At 75.2% G+C, this 21,719-nt stretch carries 16 protein-coding genes; 8 read left to right on the top strand and 8 right to left on the bottom strand.

The window, feature by feature from the left end; translation table 11 throughout:
- Positions 1–118: 118 nt before the first annotated feature.
- The 4 genes from ACFVHB_RS26335 to galT form a co-directional block, all read right to left on the bottom strand.
- Complete coding sequence (locus tag ACFVHB_RS26335) at positions 119–1,927, bottom strand: glycoside hydrolase family 6 protein (RefSeq protein WP_380327125.1); 1,809 nt, start codon at positions 1,925–1,927, stop codon at positions 119–121.
- A 20-nt stretch (positions 1,928–1,947) separates the two neighbouring features.
- Positions 1,948–3,483: a cellulase family glycosylhydrolase gene (locus tag ACFVHB_RS26340; protein ID WP_380327128.1), complete on the bottom strand. Its 1,536-nt coding sequence runs from the start codon at positions 3,481–3,483 to the stop codon at positions 1,948–1,950.
- A gap of 299 nt (positions 3,484–3,782) precedes the next feature.
- Positions 3,783–4,934 (bottom strand): galactokinase, encoded by a 1,152-nt coding sequence (galK, locus tag ACFVHB_RS26345; RefSeq protein ID WP_380327131.1) that lies wholly within the window; start codon positions 4,932–4,934, stop codon positions 3,783–3,785.
- Positions 4,931–6,019 carry a galactose-1-phosphate uridylyltransferase gene (gene galT / locus ACFVHB_RS26350; RefSeq protein WP_380327134.1) on the bottom strand — a complete coding sequence of 363 codons (1,089 nt, stop codon included), beginning with the start codon at positions 6,017–6,019 and terminating at the stop codon, positions 4,931–4,933. The genes galK and galT overlap by 4 nt, the downstream gene beginning before the upstream one ends.
- 485 nt (positions 6,020–6,504) lie before the next feature.
- On the opposite strand from galT, the gene ACFVHB_RS26355 reads away from it, so the two are divergent.
- The 4 genes from ACFVHB_RS26355 to ACFVHB_RS26370 all read left to right on the top strand — a co-directional run bounded on the left by ACFVHB_RS26355 (position 6,505) and on the right by ACFVHB_RS26370 (position 11,428).
- Complete coding sequence (locus ACFVHB_RS26355) at positions 6,505–6,636, top strand: hypothetical protein (RefSeq protein WP_380327137.1); 132 nt, start codon at positions 6,505–6,507, stop codon at positions 6,634–6,636.
- A gap of 317 nt (positions 6,637–6,953) precedes the next feature.
- Positions 6,954–9,569, top strand: a complete 2,616-nt coding sequence (lanKC, locus tag ACFVHB_RS26360) for a class III lanthionine synthetase LanKC (protein ID WP_380327140.1) — start codon at positions 6,954–6,956, stop codon at positions 9,567–9,569.
- Positions 9,562–10,167 (top strand): flavoprotein, encoded by a 606-nt coding sequence (locus tag ACFVHB_RS26365; RefSeq protein ID WP_380327143.1) that lies wholly within the window; start codon positions 9,562–9,564, stop codon positions 10,165–10,167. Before lanKC ends, ACFVHB_RS26365 begins: the two co-directional genes overlap by 8 nt.
- Positions 10,157–11,428 carry an MFS transporter gene (locus tag ACFVHB_RS26370; RefSeq protein WP_380327146.1) on the top strand — a complete coding sequence of 424 codons (1,272 nt, stop codon included), beginning with the start codon at positions 10,157–10,159 and terminating at the stop codon, positions 11,426–11,428. The genes ACFVHB_RS26365 and ACFVHB_RS26370 overlap by 11 nt, the downstream gene beginning before the upstream one ends.
- A gap of 193 nt (positions 11,429–11,621) precedes the next feature.
- On the opposite strand, the gene ACFVHB_RS26375 is transcribed toward ACFVHB_RS26370, so the two are convergent.
- The gene (locus tag ACFVHB_RS26375) at positions 11,622–12,056 is read right to left on the bottom strand and encodes a hypothetical protein (protein ID WP_380327149.1); all 435 of its coding nucleotides are present in this window, start codon (positions 12,054–12,056) and stop codon (positions 11,622–11,624) included.
- On the opposite strand from ACFVHB_RS26375, the gene ACFVHB_RS26380 reads away from it, so the two are divergent.
- Positions 12,034–12,456: a VOC family protein gene (locus tag ACFVHB_RS26380; protein WP_380327152.1), complete on the top strand. Its 423-nt coding sequence runs from the start codon at positions 12,034–12,036 to the stop codon at positions 12,454–12,456. The genes ACFVHB_RS26375 and ACFVHB_RS26380 overlap by 23 nt on opposite strands.
- Positions 12,457–12,923: 467 nt before the next feature.
- On the opposite strand, the gene ACFVHB_RS26385 is transcribed toward ACFVHB_RS26380, so the two are convergent.
- Positions 12,924–14,201: an MFS transporter gene (locus ACFVHB_RS26385; RefSeq protein ID WP_380327155.1), complete on the bottom strand. Its 1,278-nt coding sequence runs from the start codon at positions 14,199–14,201 to the stop codon at positions 12,924–12,926.
- A 137-nt stretch (positions 14,202–14,338) separates the two neighbouring features.
- Here ACFVHB_RS26385 and ACFVHB_RS26390 point away from each other — a divergent pair, with 137 nt between their 5' ends.
- Both ACFVHB_RS26390 and ACFVHB_RS26395 read left to right on the top strand, forming a co-directional pair.
- Positions 14,339–15,322, top strand: coding sequence for a DUF5937 family protein (locus ACFVHB_RS26390; protein ID WP_380327157.1), 984 nt, complete (start codon positions 14,339–14,341; stop codon positions 15,320–15,322).
- 245 nt (positions 15,323–15,567) lie between these two features.
- A complete protein-coding gene (locus tag ACFVHB_RS26395; protein WP_380327160.1) occupies positions 15,568–15,819 on the top strand; it encodes a hypothetical protein in 252 nt (83 codons plus the stop codon).
- Between the two features lie 107 nt (positions 15,820–15,926).
- On the opposite strand, the gene ACFVHB_RS26400 is transcribed toward ACFVHB_RS26395, so the two are convergent.
- Positions 15,927–19,688: a hydantoinase B/oxoprolinase family protein gene (locus tag ACFVHB_RS26400; RefSeq protein ID WP_380327163.1), complete on the bottom strand. Its 3,762-nt coding sequence runs from the start codon at positions 19,686–19,688 to the stop codon at positions 15,927–15,929.
- Between the two features lie 163 nt (positions 19,689–19,851).
- Here ACFVHB_RS26400 and ACFVHB_RS26405 point away from each other — a divergent pair, with 163 nt between their 5' ends.
- Positions 19,852–21,030 (top strand): FAD-binding protein, encoded by a 1,179-nt coding sequence (locus ACFVHB_RS26405; protein ID WP_380327166.1) that lies wholly within the window; start codon positions 19,852–19,854, stop codon positions 21,028–21,030.
- A gap of 25 nt (positions 21,031–21,055) precedes the next feature.
- Here the strand turns inward: ACFVHB_RS26405 and ACFVHB_RS26410 are convergent, their stop codons facing one another.
- Entirely contained in the window at positions 21,056–21,715 is a 660-nt protein-coding gene (locus ACFVHB_RS26410) for a hypothetical protein (protein WP_380327169.1), read from the bottom strand.
- Positions 21,716–21,719: the final 4 nt, after the last annotated feature.

Consider the following 21,719-nt stretch of genomic DNA (forward strand, 5'->3'; position numbering starts at 1 on the left):
GGCCGGCTGGGTGCCGGCCGGCCACGGGGCTCAGCCACCGGGGCTCAGCCACCGGGGTTCAGCCACCGGGGTTCAGCCACCGGGGCTTAGGCACCGGGGCTCAGCCACCGGGGCCCGGTCAGAGCGCCGGGTAGGCGTTCTTCAGCAGCTCCTGGAACTGCGCGGAGAACCACTGCCCGGAGAGCGGCGCGTCCGGCAGGGCGCCGGACATGCTGTAGTTGTTCCTCGGGTTGCCGGTGTAGGTCGGGTCGCACATCCGGTCGAAGCCCTTGCCCTCGTCGTTCGGGATCGGCTTGCTGTTCCCGTCCGACTCGCCCGGCGGCTTCATCCAGACGTAGGCGTCGATGCCCGGCGCCGGGGCCGCCTGCGGTCGCTCGCCGAGGCCGGCTCCCGCCTGGTTGCACCAGTTGCCGGTCTGGAACCGCCGGTCGTAACGGCCGCCGTCCACGTAGGCGTCGACGCCGGTCCGCGGCCCGGGGCCGGCGGGTCGGGCGGCGCCGCCCCAGCCGTTGCGGGAGGTGTCGATGAGCATGCCGAGGTTCGGGTCGAAGCCCAGCGAGACCAGCTTGGCCCGCATCGCCTGCGCGTAGGACAGCTCGTCCACGTACCGGTTCCAGTCCACCCACTTGGACTGGCGGACCGAGGTGCCGTTGACGCTGTCGTCGACGGTGAAGTTGTTCTCCTTGAGCACGCTGTAGTTCGCCGTGTTGACGATGAGGCCGTGCACGTTGGCGAGGGTGGAACCCTCGGCGGTGGCCGCCTGCTTGATGATCTCCGCGGTGGCCCCGAAGTTGTCGTCCCAGCCGAGCCAGCCGTGGTGGCCGGCGTCCACGTAGTTGTAGACGTTGGCGACGGCGCCGAGCTTCTTCAGCGCGTAGCCGACGCCCGTGATGTAGTTGCCGTTGGCCTTCATCACGTCGCAGTTGGCGGTCGCGGTGGCGCGCGGGGTGGTGTTGGTGACGAGGTTCGGCAGCGAGTCGAGCTCGATGGCGGTGACGATCCGCAGACCGGCGTACTTCGGGTCGGCGAGGATGGCCGCGATCGGATCGATGTACTGCGTGCGGTACTTGTCGATCTCGGTCGGGCCGAGCTCGCCGTTGGAGGAGAGGGCGGAGCAGTCCCGGCCGGGCAGGTCGTAGATCACCAGCTGGACGACCAGCTCGCCGCCGCCCTTCTGGCGCAGGGCCTCGTCCAGGTGGGCGCGCAGGCCCATGCCGCCGTTGGCACCGGCGATGGTGGCGATCCGGTCCAGCCAGACGCCGGTGGGCTGCTGGGCGACCTTGCTGCCGCCGGGCTCGGCGGCGGCCTTGGCGGACCACTCGGGGTTGACGTAGACCTTCGCGCCCGCGTACGGGTTGTCCGCGCGGGTACCGGCAGGCGGGGTGGTCGGCGGCGTCGTCGGTGGCGTGGTCGGCGGGGTGGTGGGGGGCGTGCTCGGGGGAGTGGTCGGCGTGGTGGTGCCGTTGCAGGCGACGCCGTTGAGCTTGAAGGCGGTGGGGACGGCGTTGGTCCCGCTGTACGAGCCGTTGAAGCCGAAGGAGGTCGAACCGCCGGTCGCCAGGCTGCCGTTGTAGGAGACGTTCCGCGCGGTGACGGCGGCCCCGGACTGGGCGATGGTGGCGTTCCAGCCCTGGGTGACCTGCTGGTTCCCGGCGTAGGACCACTCCACCGTCCAGGAGCTCACCGGGTCGCCGAGGTTGGTGACGGTGACGTCGGCACCGAAGCCGGTGTTCCACTGGTTGCTGATGCGGTAGTCGACCCGGCACCCGGCGGCGGCCGCGCCGGCGGTGCTGGTCAGCACGGTGGCGGTGGCGCCGGTGGCGGTGAGCAGGCCGAGCGCGGCCACTACGGCGGTCCGGCTGGTGAAGCGGCCGGTGCCGCGCGGGGCGTGGTGGGGTGCGGGGGTGTGGGAGGTGGTGCGGCTCATGGTGCTGGTTCCCTTTCGGTTCAGTGGAGGGCGCGCAGGTGGTCGCGCAGCCCGAGGCCGAAGGCGGTGGGGGTGCCGTCGTACCCGCTGATCAGGGCCGGGCCGGAGGAGCAGTCCCAGGTGTTCCAGGTCCAGCCGAGGTAGGAGAGCCCGCGGTCGTCGGACCACTTCATGACGCGGTCGACGAACGCGTGGTCGCAGGTGTTCTCGCCGATCTCCCCCGCCACGAGCGGGACCCGGCCGGCGACGGGGGCCAGGATGCTGTTCCAGCACGCCTCACTGGCACAGGAGTTGAAGTTGTACACGTGCCAGGCGGCGGCCAGGCCGCCGGCCGGGTCGGTGGGCGCGTGGCTGAGCCACCCGCTCAGGTCGTTGGCGTAGGCGAGGCCGGGGACGAGGACGACGTTGCGCGCGCCGGTGGCCCGGACGGCGTCCACCAGGCGTTGCATGCCGGCCACCTCGTAGCCGATGCCCGGGCAGGTGCCGCCGTCGCGCCAACAGGCCCAGGCTTGTTCGGCGTTGTCGGTGGCGCGGTCCGGGTAGGGCTCGTTGAACAGGTCGAAGACCACCCGGCGGTCGTTCTTGAAGGTGTCCGCGACCGAGCTCCAGAAGGCCGGGGTGTAGCGGGCGTCGGGCATCGGCTTCTGGCAGGAGGCATGGACGTCCGTGCAGTTGGCCGAGTTGCCGGTGTACTGGCCGTACGTCCAGTGGAGTTCGACCACCGGGGTCATCCCGTGGTCGAGCACGCGGGCCACCAGGTCCTTGACGGCGTTGACGTAGTTCGCGCCGCGGTACTCGGGCCGGATGTTGTCCAGGCCGAGCCAGCACTCCTCGTTGAGCGGGATCCGGACGGTGTTGGCCTTCCAGTCCGCGATGGCCTGCACGGACGCGTCGTCGACCGGTCCGTCGAAGATGCCGTGGCCCTGGACGCACATGAACTCGCCGCCGGAGCGGTTGACGCCGAGCAGCCGGCGGGTGGTGCCGGCCCGGTCGGTCAACCGGTTGCCGGTGACGCCCAGTTCGGGGGCGCCGGACGCGGGGGCCGTCGGGGTGCCGGTCGGGCTTGTGGTCGGCGTCGGCGTCGGTGTCGTGGTCGGCGTCGGACCGGGTGTTCCCGAACCCCCTTCGCAGGCCTGCCCGTTGAGCGTGAAGGCGGTCGGCGCCGGGTTGCCGCCCGACCAGGAGGCGATGAAGCCGGCCGTGACGCTCGCACCGGTGGCGAGCGAGCCGTTCCAGCTCTCGTTGCCGGCGGTGACGCTCCGCCCGGACTGGGACCAGGTGGCGCCCCAGCCCTGGCTGAGCCGCTGGCCGCCGGGGAAGTCGAAGCCGAGGGTCCAACTACTCAGTGCGGCACCGTTGTTGGTGATGGTGACGGAGCCCTGGAAGCCGCCGGACCACGAGTTGACCGTGCTGTACGCGACGGAACAGCCCGGTGCGGCCGCGGCGCCGGAGCCGGCACCGGCCACGGCGAGCGCGGTACTCGCGAAGGTGAGCAGCGCCCCGGCGGACAGTGCGCCGAGACGTGGGCGTGGGGGATGGCGCGGGGGGTGTCGCATGAGCGACTCCTTACAGCGAGGACGCGCCGTTGGCGGCGCGCCGACTGATGGAACCGCTCCCACTGGTGACCCGAAGGTAGCGTCAACTGACGCCAAGGAAAAGAGGAGTTGCGGACTTCGTCCGGCAGAACCCTTCGACTCTTCAAGCCTCTTGACCGCGTTCGCACGGATACCGCACAGTGGGAGCGCTCCCACTGGCCCTTGCCCGTCGTACCGGCTCCCACTGGTTCAGAGCTTGTTCTTCTCCCCACGCACTGCCCGTGTCGGGGCCCCTCGGGGTAGGGGCCCCGACACGGGTCTCAGCCCAGCCGGCGGGCGCCGGCCGCCGGCGTCGCGGTGAACACCCGGGGCGCACCGTGACCGGCCGCCGCGAACGCGGCGCGCACCTCGGCGGCGACGGTCCCACCGCGCCCGGCGGCGACGAGGGCGATCACCGATCCGCCGAAGCCACCGCCGGTCATCCGGGCGCCCAGCGCCCCGGCCGCGACGGCGGTCTCGACGGCCAGGTCGGTCTCCGGGCAGGAGACGCCGAAGTCGTCCCGCAGCGAGGCGTGGCCCGCGGTGAGGACCGGGCCGACGGCGGCGAGCTCACCCGCGTCGAGCAGCTCGACGGTCTGCCGGACCCGGTCGTTCTCGGTGACCACGTGCCGTACCAGCGGCCGGAGTTCGACGGGCAGCCGGTCGAGCGCGGCGGTCAGGCCGTCCGCCGGCAGATCGCGCAGGGCGGGCAGGCCGAGGAGGGCGGCGGCGCGCTCGCAACCGGCCCGCAGCCCGGCGTACGCGCCGTCCGCGAGGTCGTGTTTGACCCGGGTGTCGATCACCAATAGCTCCAGCCCCGCGGCCGCGAGATCGAAGGGCACCTGGCGCCGTGAGAGGTCCCGGGTGTCCAGCAGCAGGGCGCTGCCCTCCTCGCAGCCGAGCGACGCCATCTGGTCCATGATGCCGCACGGCACGCCGACGAAGTCGTTCTCGGCCTGCTGGGCGAGCAGGGCCGACTCCGCCACGCCCAGCCCGAGTCCGTGCAGGTCCCGGTAGGCGAGGGCGACCGCGCACTCCAGCGCGGCGGAGGAGGAGAGGCCCGCGCCGGTGGGCACGTCGCTCTCGAAGGACAGGTCGGCGCCGCCCACCCGGTGACCGGCCCGGCGCAGCGTCCAGACGACCGCGGCCGGGTACTTGGCCCAGCCCGGCACGCCGCCCGGCGTCAGTCCGTCGACCGGCAGCTCGACCACGCCGCCCTCCGCCTGGGCGCTGTGCAGGCGCAGCAGGCCGTCGTCCCGGCGGCGGGCCGCCACGCGGGTGCGGTGGGGCAGGGCGATCGGCAGGACGAAGCCGTCGTTGTAGTCGGTGTGCTCGCCGATCAGGTTCACCCGGCCGGGGGCGGCCCACTCGCCCTCGGGGGCGTGGCCGAAGAGCCGGGTGAAGGCGGCCGCGGTGCTGGTCGTCGTGCTCACCGGGCCACCTCGCGCAGCCGGCGGGCGGCGTCCTCGGGGGCGATGTCGTTCATGAAGGCCTCCATGCCGGACTCGGTGCCGGCCAGGTACTTGAGCTTGTCGGTGGTGCGGCGGACGGTGAACAGTTCGAGGTGGAGCGCGAGTTCGGCGCCACCGGTGGCGGGCGCCTGGTGCCAGGCGGAGATGTACGGGGTCCGGACCGGCGCCTGGGGGGTGCCGAACAGGCGGTCGAAGCGGCGGAGCAGGTCGAGGTAGAGGCCGGGGAGTTCGGCGCGTTCGTCCTCGGACAGACGGGTGAGGTCGGGGACGCGGCGGTGCGGGTGGAGGTGGACCTCGTACGGCCAGCGGGCGGCGAACGGGACGAAGGCGGTCCAGTGCGTGCCGGCCAGCACGACGCGGGCCGGGTCGGCGCGTTCGGCGGCGAGCAGGTCCTCGAAGAGGTTGCGGCCGGTGGCGGCGCGGTGGCGCTCGGCCTGCTCGGCCATCCGGGCGGTGCGGGGCGTGGTGAAGGGGAGGGCGTAGATCTGGCCGTGCGGGTGGGCGAGGGTGACGCCGATCTCGGTGCCGCGGTTCTCGAAGCAGTAGACCTGCTGGACGCCGGGCAGGGCGGAGAGTTCGGCGGTGCGGTCGGTCCAGGCGTCCAGGACCAGCCGGGCGCGGTCCTCGTCCAGGTCGGCGAAGGAGGCGTCGTGGTCGGCGGTGAAGCAGACCACCTCGCAGCGGCCGTTGCCGGCCCGGGCGTCGTGCGGCGGGTGGGGTGCGGCCGGTTCCGGGCTGCCGAGGGCCAGGGAGGGGAACCGGTTCTCGAACACGGCCACCTGGTAGTCGGCGTCCGGGATCTCGCTCAGCCGGCCGTGCCGGGAGGGGCAGAGCGGGCACTCGTCGGCGGGCGGGTGGTAGATCCGGCCCTGGCGGTGGGCGGCGATCGTCACCCAGGCGCCGGTCGCCGGGTCGCGGCGGATCTCGGACCGGCTGGCCACCGGCTCCAACGGGCGCAGGTCGCGGGAGCCCCGGTCGGCGACGGCGTCGCTGTCGAAGTAGATCAACTCGCGCCCGTCGGCGAGCTTGGCGGTGGTTCGGATCACGGCGACCTCGTTGCAACATAAGCCAACAGAAAGAATCAGAAAACAACATACGTGCTGGGCGGGGGAACAGGCCAGAGCGGGCGGGGTGCCGGTGTGCGGCGTGGCGTGGAGGGAAGGCGGGCCGTGCTCGGGGGGACAGGCCGGCGTGGGCGGGGTGCCGGTGTGCGGCGTGGCGCTGGGCGTGGGGTGGAGGGGGAGGGCTGGTCGTGCTGGGTGGGGGACAGGCCGGCGTGGGCGGGGTGCCGGTGTGCGGCGTGGCGCCGGGCGCCGGTGTCCCGGGCGGCGCCGGGGCGGGGGACGGGCGGGCGCGGGCCGGTCTGCCGGGCGGGGGTGGAGGGGGAGGGCGGGGCCCGCCCGGTGACGGCCCGTGTCCCGGGCGCGGCCCGGGACCGGAGCGGGGCCGGTGCCTCAACCGGTCGGGACGGCGGGCGGGCCACAGTGAGGCAGGGCCAGGTCACCCGGCCCGTCATCGCGTTACGAAGGAGGTGAACTCCCAGATGCAGAACGTGCTCTCCCTGATCAGCCTCGCGCTCGACGAGAACGACGAGGAGCGGGGCCTGTTCGGACCCGTCGCCCAGTCGTGCTCGGTCTCCAGCGGCGTCAGCAACGCCTGCTGACCGTCCTGCGCGTCCGGGCCGGTCCGCCGCGGGCCGGCCCGGGCCCGGGAGCGGCCGCCGAGGGGCCCGCAGCGGCCCCGGGACCAGGGGAGGAGGTGAACTCCCGGATGCAGAACGTGCTCTCCCTGATCAGCCTCGCGCTCGACGAGGACGAGACCGAGCGGGGCCTGTTCGGACCAGCCGCCTACGTGTGCTCGGTCTCCAGCGGCGTCAGCAACGCCTGCTGACCGCCACCCGGCCCCGGGCCGGACCGGTGCGGTCCGGCCGGGGGCCTCTCTCCCCCCGCTTCCTGTTCTGCCGTCAGCGAGGAGTACGTCATGCGCAGACTGGACGAGTACCAGGCCTTCTCGGTCGCCGATCCCCTGTTCTTCGAGACCCTGGGGCGGGCCCCGTTCACCGCCGACCTCCAGCAGGAGCTGTCCGAACTCGTCGGCGACGACGGGGAGGTGACCGCCTCGGGGGTGTGGGCCGGCTGCCGGGCGGCGGCCGCGCCCCCGCTGCCCGCGCACGGCTGGAAGATCCACGTCTCGGCGGTGCCCGAGGACGCGTCGGCGGCGCTGCGCGCGGTGGCCGCGGAGTTCCACCGGACCCCGTTCCACTTCAAGTGCCTCCGCTCCACCCGGCTGGTCCGCCTGGGGGCGACCAGGTGGTGGCCGCCCGGCCAGATCGGCAAGGTCGTCGTCATCTACACGCAGTCCGCCGAGCAGTGCCGCGAGCTGCTGGCCCGCCTGGCCGGTCCGCTCGCGGACGTCCGGGGGCCGTACGTGCTGACCGACCGCCGCTACGGCGAATCGGGCTGCCTGTACTACCGGTACGGGGAGTTCACCCCGTCCGGCGCGGTCGGCGCCGACGGCACGCCGCTGCCCGTGCTGCACGGGCCGGACGGGCGGCAGTGGCTCGACGACCGCGCGCCGGTCTACCGGCGGCCGTCGTGGGTCCCGGAGCTGTTCGAGGAGGAGGAGCAGCCGGCCGCCGCCGGCTCGCCCGTCCTGCACGGGTACCGGGTCGAACGCGCGCTGCACTACGGCGGGGCGGGCGGGGTCTACCAAGCCCGGCGCCTCTCGGACGACCGCCGGGTCGTGCTGAAGGAGGCCCGCCCGCACACGGCGTACGCCGAGGACGGCTCCGACGCCCAGGCCCGGCTGCGCCGCGAGTTCGAGGCCCTGAAACTGCTGCAGGGCACCGGGGTGGCGCCCGAGCCGCTGGAGCTGTTCGAGGAGTGGGAGCACCTCTTCCTCGCCGAGGAGTACGTGGAGGGGCTGGCCCTCGTCAGCTTCATCGGGATGAAGAACCCGGTGGCCGCCAACGCCCTGACCGCGCGGGCGGCCGCCGACTACGCGAAGGTCGCCGACACCGTGCTGGACGGCCTGCGCGCCGCCCTCGCCGCCTGCCACGAGCGCGACCTCGTCCACGGCGACGTGTCGCTGACCAACGTCCTCGTCGACCCGGAGACGCTGCGGGTCCGGCTGATCGACTTCGAGTCGGTGCGGCCGCTGAACGCCCGTCAGGACCAGCACCCGCGCACGCCCGGCTTCGCGCCCGCCGAGCCGGCCGGTGCCGTCGACGGCCGGGCGTTCGACGCCTACGCCCTGGCCGCGGTCGAACTGGCGATGCTGCTGCCGCGCAACACCCTGCTCGCGCTCGACCCGCCGGCGCTGGCCCGGTCCACGCGGCACGTCGCCGGTCTGCTGCGACGGCCGGTGGACGGGCTGTTCCGCACCCTCGGACTGCCCCTCGACGAGACCCCCGACGACCGGCTCGACCTGCCCGCCGCCGTGGCCGACGCCCTCGCCTTCATCGAGAAGGTGATGACGCCCGAGCGCGACGACCGGCCGTTCCCGGCCGACCCCGCCGTGTTCCGCACCAACCCGTGGTCGGTGGCCCACGGCGCGGCCGGCGTCCTGCGGGCCCTGCACGGCATCACCGGGCGCTTCCCGGAGCCGGTCCGCGCCTGGATGACCCGCTCCGAACCCGCCCTCGACCGCCTCCCGCCCGGGCTCTGCTTCGGCCTGGCCGGCGTCGCCTGGACGCTCTGCGACGCGGGCGAACGCGACTGGGGCGCCGCCGTCCTCGACCGGGCCCTGCGCACGGCCCCGGCCGGCGCGCCGACGGCCGACCTCGCCACCGGCGCCGCCGGGCTCGGCCTGGCCTGCCTCGCCGTCTGGCGCCGCACCCGCGAGGGCCGCCACCTCCACGAGGCCACCCGGATCGGCGACCAGCTGATCGCCGCCGCCCAGGACGCCGGTCAGGGCCTCTACTGGGCCGACGGCAGCGGACGGGCGCCGCAGGTCGGCTACGCCCACGGCTCCTCGGGCATCGCCGCGTTCCTGCTGTACCTGCACTGCGCCACCGGCGACGACGCCTACCTGCGCATCGGCCGGCGGGCGCTCGAACACGACCTCGCCCAGGGCGTGGTCCAGGACGACGGGATGCTCTCCATGCCCGGTCGCGTGGGCAGTGCGGTCTACTCCCCGTACTGGCTGCGCGGCTCGGCGGGCGTCGGCACCGCCCTGGCCCGCTACTGCCGTCTGCTGCCCGACGAGGCGCCGCTTCACCGGGCCCTGGACGGGATCCTGCGCCGCGGGGTCGGCGGGGTCACCATCACCACCGGCCTGTACCGCGGCATGGCCGGCCCGACGAACCTCGCGCTCGACTGCGCCCAGCTGCTCGGCCGGCCCGAACTCCGGGAGCCGGCCGAGCGCAGCGCCCGGGCGATCCTCTCGCTGGCCGGCCGCCGCCCGGAGGGCCTGGCCTTCCCGGGCGAGAGCCTGCTGCGCTACAGCACCGACTTCGCGACCGGCAGCGCGGGCATCGCGCTCGTGCTCGACCGGCTGCACCGGGGTTCGGCGGACTTCAACTACACCCTGGACGACCTCCTCCCGGAGGCCGCTCCGGCACCCGCGCGGGCGTCCGCCGGCGGCCGCCATGCGTGACGACGCGCTGTCCGTCATCGTCTGCGGGGCGAGCGCCGCGCTCGACCTGCCCGGCTACCTGGTCCGCCTGCGGCAGAGCGTGGCGGCGCCGCTGCGGCTGCTGCTCACCCACGGCGCCGAACGGTTCCTGCGGGCGGAGGCGCTCGCCTGGCACGCCGACGAGGCCTATGGACCGGGCGACCTCGTCAACCCCACGGAGCTCGCGCTGCGCTCGCGGGGCCTCGCCGTGCTGCCGGCGACGGCGAACATGCTGGCCGGCGCGGCCCTCGGGCTGGCGGGCTCGCCCGCGCAGACCGCTCTGCTGGCCCACCCCCGTCCGGCGCTGTTCTTCCCGAGCATGAACGCCGTCATGTGGGACAAGCCCGCCGTCCGGCGCCACGTCACCACCCTGCGGGCGGAGGGGCACGTCGTCGTCGATCCGCAGCCGGGCGAGGTGTACGAGCTGTGGAGCGGGCGGGTGGTCGAAGGCCGCGGACTGGTGCCGCCGGACCGGGCGGCGCAGGTGCTCGCCTCCTGGTGGGAGACGCTCCCCGCGCCCGGGACTCCGGTGGCGGAGCGCTCCGGCGAGCCGTTCGGGGAGCGGTCCGATGTCGGTTGACCTCACCAAAGGGGACTCGCGGGGTCCGGCCCGGGCGGGCGATCCGGCCCGCCGCCGGGCGGGCCGGGCCGGGCCGCTGCGGTACCGGGACTTCCGGCGGCTGTGGCTCGGCGCGGGCCTCTCCGGCATCGGCTCGCAACTCACCATGCTGGCCCTGCCGTTGTGGATCCTCGACCGCAGCGGGTCGCCGGCCCTGGCCGGCCTGGTCGGTACCGTGCGGCTCCTCGCGGTGTTCGCGAGCCAGCTGCCGGCCGGCGTCCTCGCGGACCGCCGGCACCGCCGGACCATCCTGATCGCCGCCGACGCCGGCCGGGCGGCCGCCGTCGGGGCGCTGGGCCTGCTGGTCCTCGACGGCGGCGGCCCGGTCCTGCTCGCCGGCGCACTCGCCACGGTGGAGGGCCTGCTGACCGCGGTCGCGCTGCCGGCCGGCTCGGCCGCCCTCCCACGGCTGGTGCCCCGCCGGGAGCTGAACGCCGCCGTCGCCTTCGGCCAGGGCCAGTCCTACGTCGTGCAGTTCGTCGGACCGCTGCTCGGCGCGGCCCTGTACCGGCTGCAGCCCGCCTCGCCGTTCCTGCTCGACGCGCTGTCCTACCTGGTGTCGCTGGGGCTGCTGCTGATGGTGCGTCGCCCGCTGGGCGGCGGCGACGGAAAGGCCGGGCCGCGGTTGCGGACCGCCGTCGCCGAGGGCTTCCGGTACGTGGCCGGCTCCCGGTACCTGAGGGCGCTGCTGGCCTGGTCGGCCCTGGTGAACTTCGCCACCGCCGGAATCGCCTTCGTCCTTGTCCTCGCCGCCGGCCGCGACCGCCCGCAGTCGCTCGGCCTGGCGCTGGCCGTCACGGCGCTGGCCGGCGTGGTCGGCGCCCTGCTCGCCCCCCGCTTCCCGAGGGTGCCGGACGCCCGGCTGCTACGCCTCGTCACGGCGTTGATCGCCGCCGCCGCGGGTGGCGCCGCCCTGCACCCCTCGCCCGTCGTGATGACCGGCTGCACCGCGGCGATCGCGCTGGTCAGCCCCGCCGTGGTGGTCCGCACCAACGCCCGCGTCCTGGGCATGGTCCCGGACGCGCTGATGGGCCGGGTGCAGAGCTCCATGTTCGTCGTCGGCGGCTCGCTCTACCCGTTCGCCGCCGCGGCCACCGGCTGGCTCGGCGAACGCGTCTCGCTCCGCGGCGCCATGGCGGTCCACACCCTCGTCCTCGCCGTCGTCCTCGCCCTGGCCTTCCTCCCCGGCCTCCGTCACCCCCCACCACCGGCCGGCGGGTAGGGCCGGGCTCGTCCGGCGGATCTCGCGGGGCCCGCGACGCTCCCCCAGCCGCCGGCTCGCGACGCACGCACCCGGACGCCGCGGTCTGATCCGACGAGATCCGCCGGACAGGCCTCGGCGATGCGGCTCGGCCGGCCGCCGCCCGTTGGCGTGCGGGCCTGCCCGGGCGTCGGGCGCTGGCTCCGCGGCGGGGTCAGGCGGTCGCGGCGGCGTGGAGGAGGGCGAAGACGTGGTCCGCCTCCGCGGTGAGCGTGGCCTCGATCTCGTCGTCGGTGCGGCCGGCCAGGGTGAGTTCCTGGATGCGGCGGAAGAGCAGGCGGTCGCCCGCGGCGATCAGGGCGGCCGCGGCTCGCGGCGCGATCGCCGGGGCGGTCCCTGGGGCCGGGTCGGCCAGCGCCGCGGCCAGCGCCTCCTCGCGCAGGTCGTGCAGCTCGCGCAGCCGGGCGGTGAGCGTGGGACTGTCGGCGACCATGCGGGCGAACTGCGCGCCGGTGAAGCCGACCACCGGGCTGTGCTCCGCCAGTGTGGCGCGGAACGCCGCCTCCAGCGCGGTGAGCGGGGTCTCGTCGGGGGGGCGTTCGGCGACGGTGCGGGCCAGGCCCCGGGTGAACACCTCGTTCTTCCGCACGCACCTCGGCTACCAGCTGGCGATGGCCGCCGACGGCTTCGCCTCTCTCACCCGCTCCGACGCCGCCGCCGACATCGTGCTCCTCCGCCGCGGCAACGACGTCCTGCCACCCGAGCAGCGTGACCAGCGGGTCGCGGGCCTGATCCTCGCGCTCACCGTCACCGGCATCGAGGCGGAGGAGCGGCGCCTGCGCGAGGCCGGGGCCCCGATCACCATGCCGCTGCGCGAGGAGCCCTGGGGCGAGCGGCTGTTCCAGCTGACCGACCCCCACGGCGTCGTCGTCCAGTTCGTCGAATGGGCCACCCCCGACGAGACCGGGCAGGACGAGGCGGCCCCGACCGAGAAGGCCGTGACCGAGACGACCGGGACCACTCGGACCGAGGAGCCGCCGCGATCATGATCACCCCCGCCGCCGGGACGTCACCGAGTCGCCGAACGCCCGCATGACGGGTCTGGCCGCGCCCAGCCTGGGCAGCACGGAACTCAGCACCGGAACCGTCGAGATGGCGGCCGGCCAGACCGGCTCCGAGCACGTCATCAGCCGCGAGCAGGTCTGGACGGCGACCGCCGGCGCGCCGGGGTCACCTGCGACGGCCGCACCGAGAAGGCCGCCGCCGGCAGACCTCACCATCCCGCCGGGCGTGGTCCGCCGGGTCCACGCCCCGCGGGCGGCCGAGGCGCCGGTCGTCATGCGCTCGGACGGCGTGGCTCCGTCCCCGGCACCGGGAGCACCCGGGTCCTCCCGTGGGCCCGATGACCGCCGGCGCCCGGGGCGGGCCCACGGGCCGGACGCCGGTACCGCGGCACCCGGCAGACCCGCGGCACCGGCGGCCCGACCGTCCCGCACCGCCCGGGGCCGGTGGTCGGTCAGGTGCCGGGCAGGGCGCGGGCCGTGCGGAGGGGGGAGCGGTAGATCGGCAGCCAGACCAGGGCCAGGCCGGCCGCGCCCACCCAGAGGGCGGCCCGCTCCGAGAGCAGGGAGCCCAACAGGCCGGCCAGCACGCCGCCGACGGTGAGCGCGCCGGTGAGGAGGACGCGCAGGGTGGCGTTCATCCGGCCGAGCAGGTGATCGGGGGTGACGTGCTGGCGGAAGCTGACCTTGATCACGTTGTCGATGCCCACCTTCAGCGTGGTCACCAGCCACCCGCCGGCCGCCCACCAGAGTGCCGGTCCCCGGTCGACCAAGGCGACCAGGACCCCGGTCGGGGCCACCGCCAGGCCCATCAGCCAGAGCAGCCGGCCCGCGCCCAGCCGGCGTGCGAGCGGGCGGGCGAGCAGGGAGCCGAGGAAGACGCCGACGCCGCCGACGGCGAGGAAGAGCCCGGTCACCACGTCCGGCAGCGCCAGCGTGCGGGCGAACAGCACCGGCAGCATGGTCTGGCACAGCTGGATGGAGAGGTTGGTGCAGGCGCCGGCGAGTGCGATCGGGCGCAGCACCGGGTGGCCGAGGACGAAGCGCAGCCCGTCCCGGATCTCGCTCGCCAGCCGCCGGCCGCCGGGCGGCGCGGGCGCGGGTGCCGGCTCCGGGCGGCGGATGCACCGCAGCAACCAGGCCGAGCCGAGGTAGCTCATCGCGTCCACCAGGACCGCCGCCGGGGCGGTGAGCAGGGACATCAGGAGGCCGCCGGCGCTGCGTCCGCCGGTCTGGGCCACGGCGTCCACGGTGACCAGGTGGGCGTTGGCCCGGGTGAGGCCCGGGCGCCCGACCAGGGCCGGCAGGTGGCTCAGCGCCGCGAGGTCGAAGAACACGGTGGCGGCTCCGGTCAGCAGCGTCACCGCGCAGAGCTGGGCGAAGGTCAGGCATTGGAGTGCCCAGGCGACCGGGACGGAGCCGAGCAGCGCCGCCCGGGCCAGGTCGGCCGCGATCATGACGGGCCGCTTGCGGAGCCGGTCCACCCAGGCTCCGGCCGGCAGGCCGATCAGCAGGAAGGCGGCGGTGCTCAGCGCGGCCAGCAGCCCGATCTGCCACGCGGGGCTGTGCAGGGCGAGGACGGCGGTCAGCGGCAGGGCGAGGGTGCCGACGGCGGTGCCGGCCTTGCTGACGGCGGTCGATGCGAGCAGCAGCCGGTAGGCGGGGTCGGGGCTGCGGTCGGAGTCGCGGTCGGGGGCGGGCGCGGCGTTCGCGGGAACGGCGGTGGTCGTCATGGGGGTAGACCCTGGCCCGCCCGCCCGGCGGCGGCCACGGATTCAGCGTGGGCTAAATTCACGGCAGCGCCGAGCGCGGCAACGCCGAGCACGGCGACGCCGAGTCCCACCCGTCGATCCCGGAGCGTGAGATCCCGATGCTGGACCTGGAGTTCACCACCCGGGACCTGGCCCGCACCCGGTTCGCGATCTCCCCGCTCTGGGAGGCGGTCGCCGCCGTCCGCGTCCTCACACGGCCCGCCGAGCACCCGCTGCACCTGCCCTGGAGCGGGCCCGTGCGGGAGCGGCTGGCCGCCGCCAAGCTCGACTGGGCTCTGCTCGCCGACCTCGTACCGGCGCCGCCCCGGACCATCCCGGTCTTCATCGCGCCGCCGCCGACCACCTCGGTGCCCGACCTCGCGCTGGAGCTCGACGGGCTCCGCGCCACCGCGCCGGAACTGGTCCGTGCCGGGCTGAGCGGCCCCCGCGCGCCGTCGTCCGCCCTGATCGCCGCCCTGCGGGCGGATCCGGTCCGCGGGCTGGCCGAACTCGCCGACACCCTCGCGGCGTTCTGGGAGCTCGCGCTCGCGCCGTACTGGCCCCGGCTGCGGGCGCTGCTGGAGGGCGACGTGCTGCACCGGGCCCGGCTGCTGGCCCGAGGGGGCGCTCAGGAACTCCTCAACGACCTATCTTCACAGGTCAGTTGGGAGGAGGAGAAGCTCCGCATCGGGCACTGGTACGCCCGCGGCGGGCGGCGCCTGGGCGGGCGGGGGCTGCTGCTGGTGCCCTCGGTGTTCGTCTGGCCCCGGGTGTTCTCGGTGACCGGCCCCGGCTGGCAGCCGACCCTGCGGTACCCGCCGCGCGGGATCGCCACGCTGTGGGAGCGCCGCGAACGCGAACCGTCCCGCGCGCTGGCGGCGGTCCTCGGCCGGACCCGCGCGCTGCTGCTGACCGAGCTGGACACCCCGGCGTCCACCGGCGAGCTCGCCCGGCGCACCGGCATCACGGCCGGCGGCGTCTCCCAGCACCTCGGCGCGCTGCGCGCGGCGGGCCTGCTCGACGCGCACCGCGCCGGCCGGTACGTCCTCTACGCCCGCACCGAGGCCGCCGAGGTGCTGCTCGACGCGGCGGCCGTGAGCTAAGGGCAGTCCGGCGACTGCTCGGGCACGCCGCATCGCCGTGTGCCGACGGAAGGGCCTCCACCCACGGTCATCGTCGCCGGCCGGTCGGTGGCGGGGCCGCGGCAGCCGTCGGACAATGGAGTTGCGCTCCTACGGCTGGGCCGGTTCGCCCACCGCGCGGGTCCGTGGTTCACCCGCGACGGCGGGCGCAGTCCGCATCTTCCGTTCGGCCCGGTACCCGGGGGTGGCGTGGAGGTGTTTCCGTGATGACGAAACCCAGCGACCAACCAGGCCTTGCGGGGTCGTTCGAACTCATCTGGGACGTGTGGTGCCCGCAGGACGAGTCCGTCCTCATCTCGGGGTTCGACAACAAACCCGACGCCAAGCGGGCAGCTGAGGAACACAACGCCCAGTTCACTCCGCCGCACAAGGCTCGGGCGGTGGTGGGGCACCATGAGTTCGACGATCCGCCGCACCACCCGCCGCACCACCCCCATGCGGCTCAGCCCGAAGCGTAGCCGGCTCGGGCAACGCTCCGGGGGTGCAGCGAGGGCAGTGAGGGACGTCGCGGAGAAGGTGGCCGTCCGGACCGCCACCGGATCGTGTTCCTCGGGGATCCGGAGTGCTACGGGTGTTCACCGGCCGGGTCGGAACGCTGTTGCGGGTTGCCGTACCCGCCGCCGCCGGGCGTGCGGATCTCCAGGGCGTCGCCGGCCCCGACCTCGGCGTTGGCGCAGCCGGGCAGCGGTTCGACGGTGCCGTCGCGGCGGACGATCCGGTTGCTGCCGAGCCCGCCGGGTGAGCCGCCGGCCAGGCCGTACGGCGGCACCCGGCGGTGGGCGGTGAGCAGGCTGAGCGTCATCGGCTCGCGGAAGCGGAGCCGCCGCACTGCGCCGTCGCCGCCGTGCCAGCGGCCCGCGCCGCCGCTGCCGGGGCGGACGGCGAACTCCTCGACCAGGACGGGCAGGCGCCATTCGAGGACTTCCGGGTCGGTGAGCCGGGAGTTGGTCATGTGGGTCTGGACCACGTCGGCGCCGTGGAAGCCCGGGCCCGCGCCCGAGCCGGAGGCGATGGTCTCGTAGTACTGGTGCTGCTCGTTGCCGAAGCTGAGGTTGTTCATCGTGCCGGAGCCCTCGGCCTGGACGCCCAGGGCGGCGTAGAGGGCGCCGGTGATGGCCTGTGAGGTCTCGACGTTGCCGGCGGCCACGGCGGCGGGGTACCGGGGGGCCAGCATCGACCCGGGCGGGACGACGATCTCCAGCGGGCGCAGGCAGCCGTCGTTGAGCGGGATGTCGTCGGCCACCAGGGTGCGGAAGACGTACAGCACCGCGGCGGTGACGACGGCGGAGGGTGCGTTGAGGTTGCTGTCGAGCTGGGGCGAGGTGCCGGTGAAGTCGATGGTGGCGGTGCGGTGTTCGCGGTCGACGCGGACCTCGACGGCGATCACGGCCCCGGAGTCGGTCTCGTAGCGGTACGCGCCGTCGGACAGTCCGTCGATCGCCCGGCGCACCGCCTGCTCGGCGTTGTCCTGGACGTGGCGCATGTACGCCTGGACGACGTCGAGGCCGAAGTGGTCGATCATCGCGTTGACCTCGGCCACGCCCTTGCGGTTGGCGGCGATCTGGGCGCGCAGGTCGGCGAGGTTGGTGGCCGGGTCGCGGGACGGGTGGGGGGCCTCGGCGAGCAGCCGCAGCGTTTCGGCCTCGCGGAGCCTGCCGTCCGTGACCAGCGGCCAGGCGTCGAAGAGCACGCCCTCCTCGTGGATCTCGCGGCTGGCGGCCGGCATGGAGCCGGGTGTGATGCCGCCGATCTCGGCGTGGTGGCCGCGGGAGGCGACGTAGAACAGGACGCTCCGGCCCTCCGGGTCGAAGACCGGGGTCACCACGGTGAGGTCGGGCAGGTGGGTGCCGCCGTGGAACGGGTCGTTGACGGCGTAGGTGTCCCCGGGGCGCATGGCGGGGCCGCGGCGGCGGATCACCTCCTTGACGGTGGTGCCCATCGAGCCGAGGTGGACCGGGATGTGCGGGGCGTTGGCGACCAGGTTGCCGTCCGGGTCGAAGAGCGCGCAGGAGAAGTCCAGCCGCTCCTTGATGTTGACCGACTGGGCGGTGGACTCCAGCCGGGCGCCCATCTGTTGGGCGATCGCCATGAAGAGGTTGTTGAAGACCTCCAGCAGGACGGGGTCGGCCCGGGTCGGGACGGCGGCCTCGGCGCGGGTCCTGACCTGCTCGACCAGCAGGTGGCCGGCCGGCGTCAGGGTGGCCCGCCACCCGTCGTCCACCACCGTGGTGGCGTTGGCCTCGGCGATGACGGCCGGCCCGGGCACGGTGTCGTCCGGTCGCATCGACTCCCGCTCCAGCAAGGGCACTTGGTGCCAGGAACCGCCCGTGTACAGCGGCACGGTGGGTGGGGTGGCCGGACCGGCTTCCGCCTCGGCCCGCCCGCCCGCCCAGGACCGCGCTTCCGCCCCGGCCCGCCCGTCCGCCCCGACCGCCCCGCCGGTGCCGGTGCCGGACGGCGGGAGGGTGCCGAGCTCGGGCTGCTCGGTGAGGCCGGTGGCCTCCACGACGAGGGCCTCGACCACGACCGGGCGGTCCAGCAGGAAGGAGTAGGTGGTCCGGTGCTGCTCCTCGAACGCGGCGGCCATGTCGGCCGGTTCGCCGAGCGCGACCTCAAGCGTGGTGTCGGTGCCCTCGTACCGCAGCCGGGCCCGGTGCGCCACCCGGATCCGGTCGGACGGGGTGCCCTGGTCGAGCAGTTCGTCGGTGGCCTCCGCGGCCAGCCGGTCGGCGAGCGCGTGCACGTCCGCCATGGATCCGGTCGCCAGGGGGAGTTCGGCGGCGTGCTCGCGCAGCACGGTGGTGTCGGCCAGGCCGATGCCGAGGGCGGACAGCACCCCGGCCATCGGCGGGACGAGCACGGTGCGGATGCCCAGGGCCTCGGCCACCGCGCAGGCGTGCTGGCCGCCCGCGCCGCCGAAGGTGGTGAGCGCGTACCGGGTGACGTCGTGGCCCCTCTGGACCGAGATCCGCTTGACGGCGTTGGCGATGTTGCCCACCGCGACCTTCAGGAAGCCCTCGGCGGCCTCCTCCGGCGAACACGGCGAACCGGTGGCGGTGGAGATCTCATCGGCCAGCAGGGCGAATTGACGGTGAGTCGATTCCTCGTCGAGCGGCTGGTCGCCGTCCGGGCCGAAGACGTGCGGGAAGTGCCGGGCCTGGATCCGGCCGAGCAGCAGGTTGGCGTCGGTCACCGTCAACGGGCCGCCGCCCCGGTAGCAGGCGGGGCCGGGGGTGGCGCCCGCGGAGTCCGGCCCCACCCGGAACCGGGCACCGTCGAAGCGCAGCACCGAGCCGCCGCCGGCCGCGACCGTGTGGATCGCCAGCATCGGCGCCCGCAGCCGCACCCCGGCGACCTGGGTGGTCACCACCCGCTCGAACTCGCCGGCGTAGTGCGACACATCGGTGGACGTACCGCCCATGTCGAAACCGATCACCCGGTCGAAGCCCGCCAGCCGGGACATCCGGACCATGCCGACGATGCCGCCCGCCGGGCCGGACAGCACGGCGTCCTTGCCGCGGAAGTGCCCGGCCTCGGCCAGACCGCCGTTGGACTGCATGAACATCAGCCGGACCCCGGCCAACTCCGCGGCCACCTGCCGCACGTAGCGCCGGAGGCCGGGGGAGAGGTAGGCGTCCGCCACGGCCGTGTCGCCGCGCGGCACCAGCTTCATCAGCGGGCTCACCTCGCTGGACAGCGACACCTGGGCGAACCCGAGCTCCTCGGCCAGCCGTCCGATCGCCTGCTCGTGCGCCGGGTGCAGGTAGCTGTGCAGGCAGAGCACCGCGACGGACCGGATGCCGTCCGCGAGGCAGCGCCGCAACTCCCCGGCGAGCCGGTCGAGATCGGGCGGGCGCAGCTCGGTGCCGTCGGCGGTGATCCGCTCGTCCACCTCGATCACCCTGGCGCAGAGCGGCTCGGGCAGCACGATCTGGCGGGCGAAGATCTGCGGGCGGTTCTGATAGCCGATCCGCAGCGCGTCGGCGAATCCGCGGGTGACGACCAGCGCGGTGGGCTCGCCGGTGCGCTCCAGCAGCGCGTTGGTGGCCACCGTGGTGCCCATCCGGACGGACTCGACCGGCTCCCCGGGCGGCAGCAGGGCCCGGACCCCGGCGACGGCCGGGTCGCGGTAGCGGGCCGGGTCGTGCGAGAGCAGCTTGTGCGTCAGCAGCCGCCCGTCCGGGGCCAGCGCGACCACGTCGGTGAAGGTCCCGCCCCGGTCCACCCAGAACTGCCAGCCCCTGGGCCCGCCCGTGGGCCCGCCTCTGCGCCCGCCCGTGGGCTCGCCCCTGGGCCCGCCCGTGGGCTCGCCGGTGGGTCCCGTCATGCCCGGCTCCCTCCGCCGTGCCGCGCGGCGGGCAGGCCGCCCGCGCCCCGTGCACGAGTATCCGGCCGGGCGAGCGAGCCGTGCAAACGCGACATAATGGGCGGACCGGCCACCCGCGAGCGGGCCGAAGGGGCGCGCCGGTGCCGGGAAGGCGGGTGACGCGGTGACGGCGGCCAGGACGGTGGGGGTGCTCCGGGAGACCGTGCCGGGCGAACGCCGGGTCGCCCTGGTACCCGCCCTGGTGCCTCCGGTCACCCGGCTCGGGCCCGCGGTCGTGGTCGAGGCGGGCGCCGGCGCCCTGGCCGGGCACCACGACGCGGACTACCGCGCGGCCGGTGCCGCCGTGGCCGGGCGGGCCGACCTGCTCCGCCGCGCGGACGTGCTGCTCGGCGTCCACCCGCCGGCCGTCGACCCGGCGCACGGTCTGCGCACCGGGCAGGTGCTGATCGCGATGCTGCGCCCGTGCCGCATCCCCTACCGGGTGCGCCAGTGGGCCGACCGCGGGGTCACCGCGATCGGTCTCGACCTGGTGCCGCCCGGCCTCACGGCAGGTGGCCCGCTGGACGCCGAGGCCTCCCAGGCCCGGATCGCCGGCTACCGCGCGGTGCTGCTCGCGGCCGTCCGGCTGGACCGCTGCCTGCCGCCCTGGGGCGCTGCCGACATGCTCTTCGAGCCCGTCCGGGTGCTGGTGGTCGGCGCCGGCCACGCGGGCCTCCAGGCCGCCGACACGGCCCGCCGGCTGGGGGCGGAGGTACGGGCGGTCGAGTTGCGCCGCCCCCGGCGGGCGGCGCTGGCCGCCCTCGGCGTCGGCCTGCTGGACCTTCCGGGGCTGCGCCCGGTGGCGGGCGACCGAGAGCTGTGGGACACCCTGGACCGGGAGCGCGCCGTCTGGTCGGCCGGGATCGCCGCGGCCGTCGCCCGGCACGACGTGGTCGTGACCGCACCGGGGCCGTCCGGTCCGTCCGGCCGGCGGCCGCCCGTACTGCTGAGCACGGCCGCGGTGGCGGCGATGCGGCCCGGCTCGGTGCTGGTGGACCTGGCCGTCGGCCCGGACGGCGGCACCATCGAGGGCGCGCTGCCGGACACCACGACGCTGGTCGGCGACGGGGTGACGGTGCTCGGCGCCGGGGACCTCGCGGCGCAGGTGCCCGGCACCGCGTCCCGGGCCTACGCCCACAACGTGCTGGCACTGCTCGCCCGCCTGCTGCGCGACGGCTCGCCGGTCGTCGATCCGGCCGACCCGGTGCTGCAACCGATGGTGGTGACCCACCGGGGGACGGTGCGGCACGAACCCACCCGCCTGCTGCTGCGGGCGGCCACCGCGGCGGCGGGCCTGCCGTAGGGCCCGTCCGGCGGATCCTGTCGGATCAGACCGCGGCGCCCGCCCGGGAGAACAGCCCGGCGTGCCGGACGATGGACCCCGCGTGCGCGGCGCACCGCTGGTAGCAGCAGGCCAGCATCACCAGGTCGGCGGTGTCGACGGGATCGGCCGGCTCCGGTGGGCGGATCAGCAGCTCGTACAGCAGCCGTTGGCGCCGGCCGACCTCGTGCAGCCGCGTCAGGACGTCCGCGACGCCCTCGGGCGCGCCCGACTCCAGCACCTCGGCCGCCGCCGCGACCAGCTCCAGGGCCGCGCCGGCGATCCCGCACAGCGGGGTCCGCAGCCGTTCGACGACCGGTTCCCGCTCCTGTCGCGACCAGGCCGCCTCCAGCAACCGCTCGGCGAGCTCACCCAGAGCCTCCACCTCGCTGCCGACGTGCACGGCCGCGACGACCCCGGCGCGCCCGGCGCGGGTGCCGGCCGCGTCCTCCTCGATCCGGGCCCGCAGCTCGGCCAGCGCCTCCTCGGCGGTCCGCACCCCCGCGGCCGCCTCCTCGGCGGGATGCGTCAGCGTGACCGTCGCACCCCGCAGGGCCGTGTGCGCGAGCCGGACCAGACCGGCCAGTTCGGCGATCAGCGCGCGATGGGCGCGGTCCGCGCCCGCGTTCGCGCCCGCGTCTGCGTCTGCGTCTGTGGCACCGGGCATGCGT

Origin of the sequence: Kitasatospora sp. NPDC127111 (assembly GCF_042677465.1) — a bacterium.
Taxonomy (GTDB): Bacteria; Actinomycetota; Actinomycetes; order Streptomycetales; family Streptomycetaceae; genus Kitasatospora.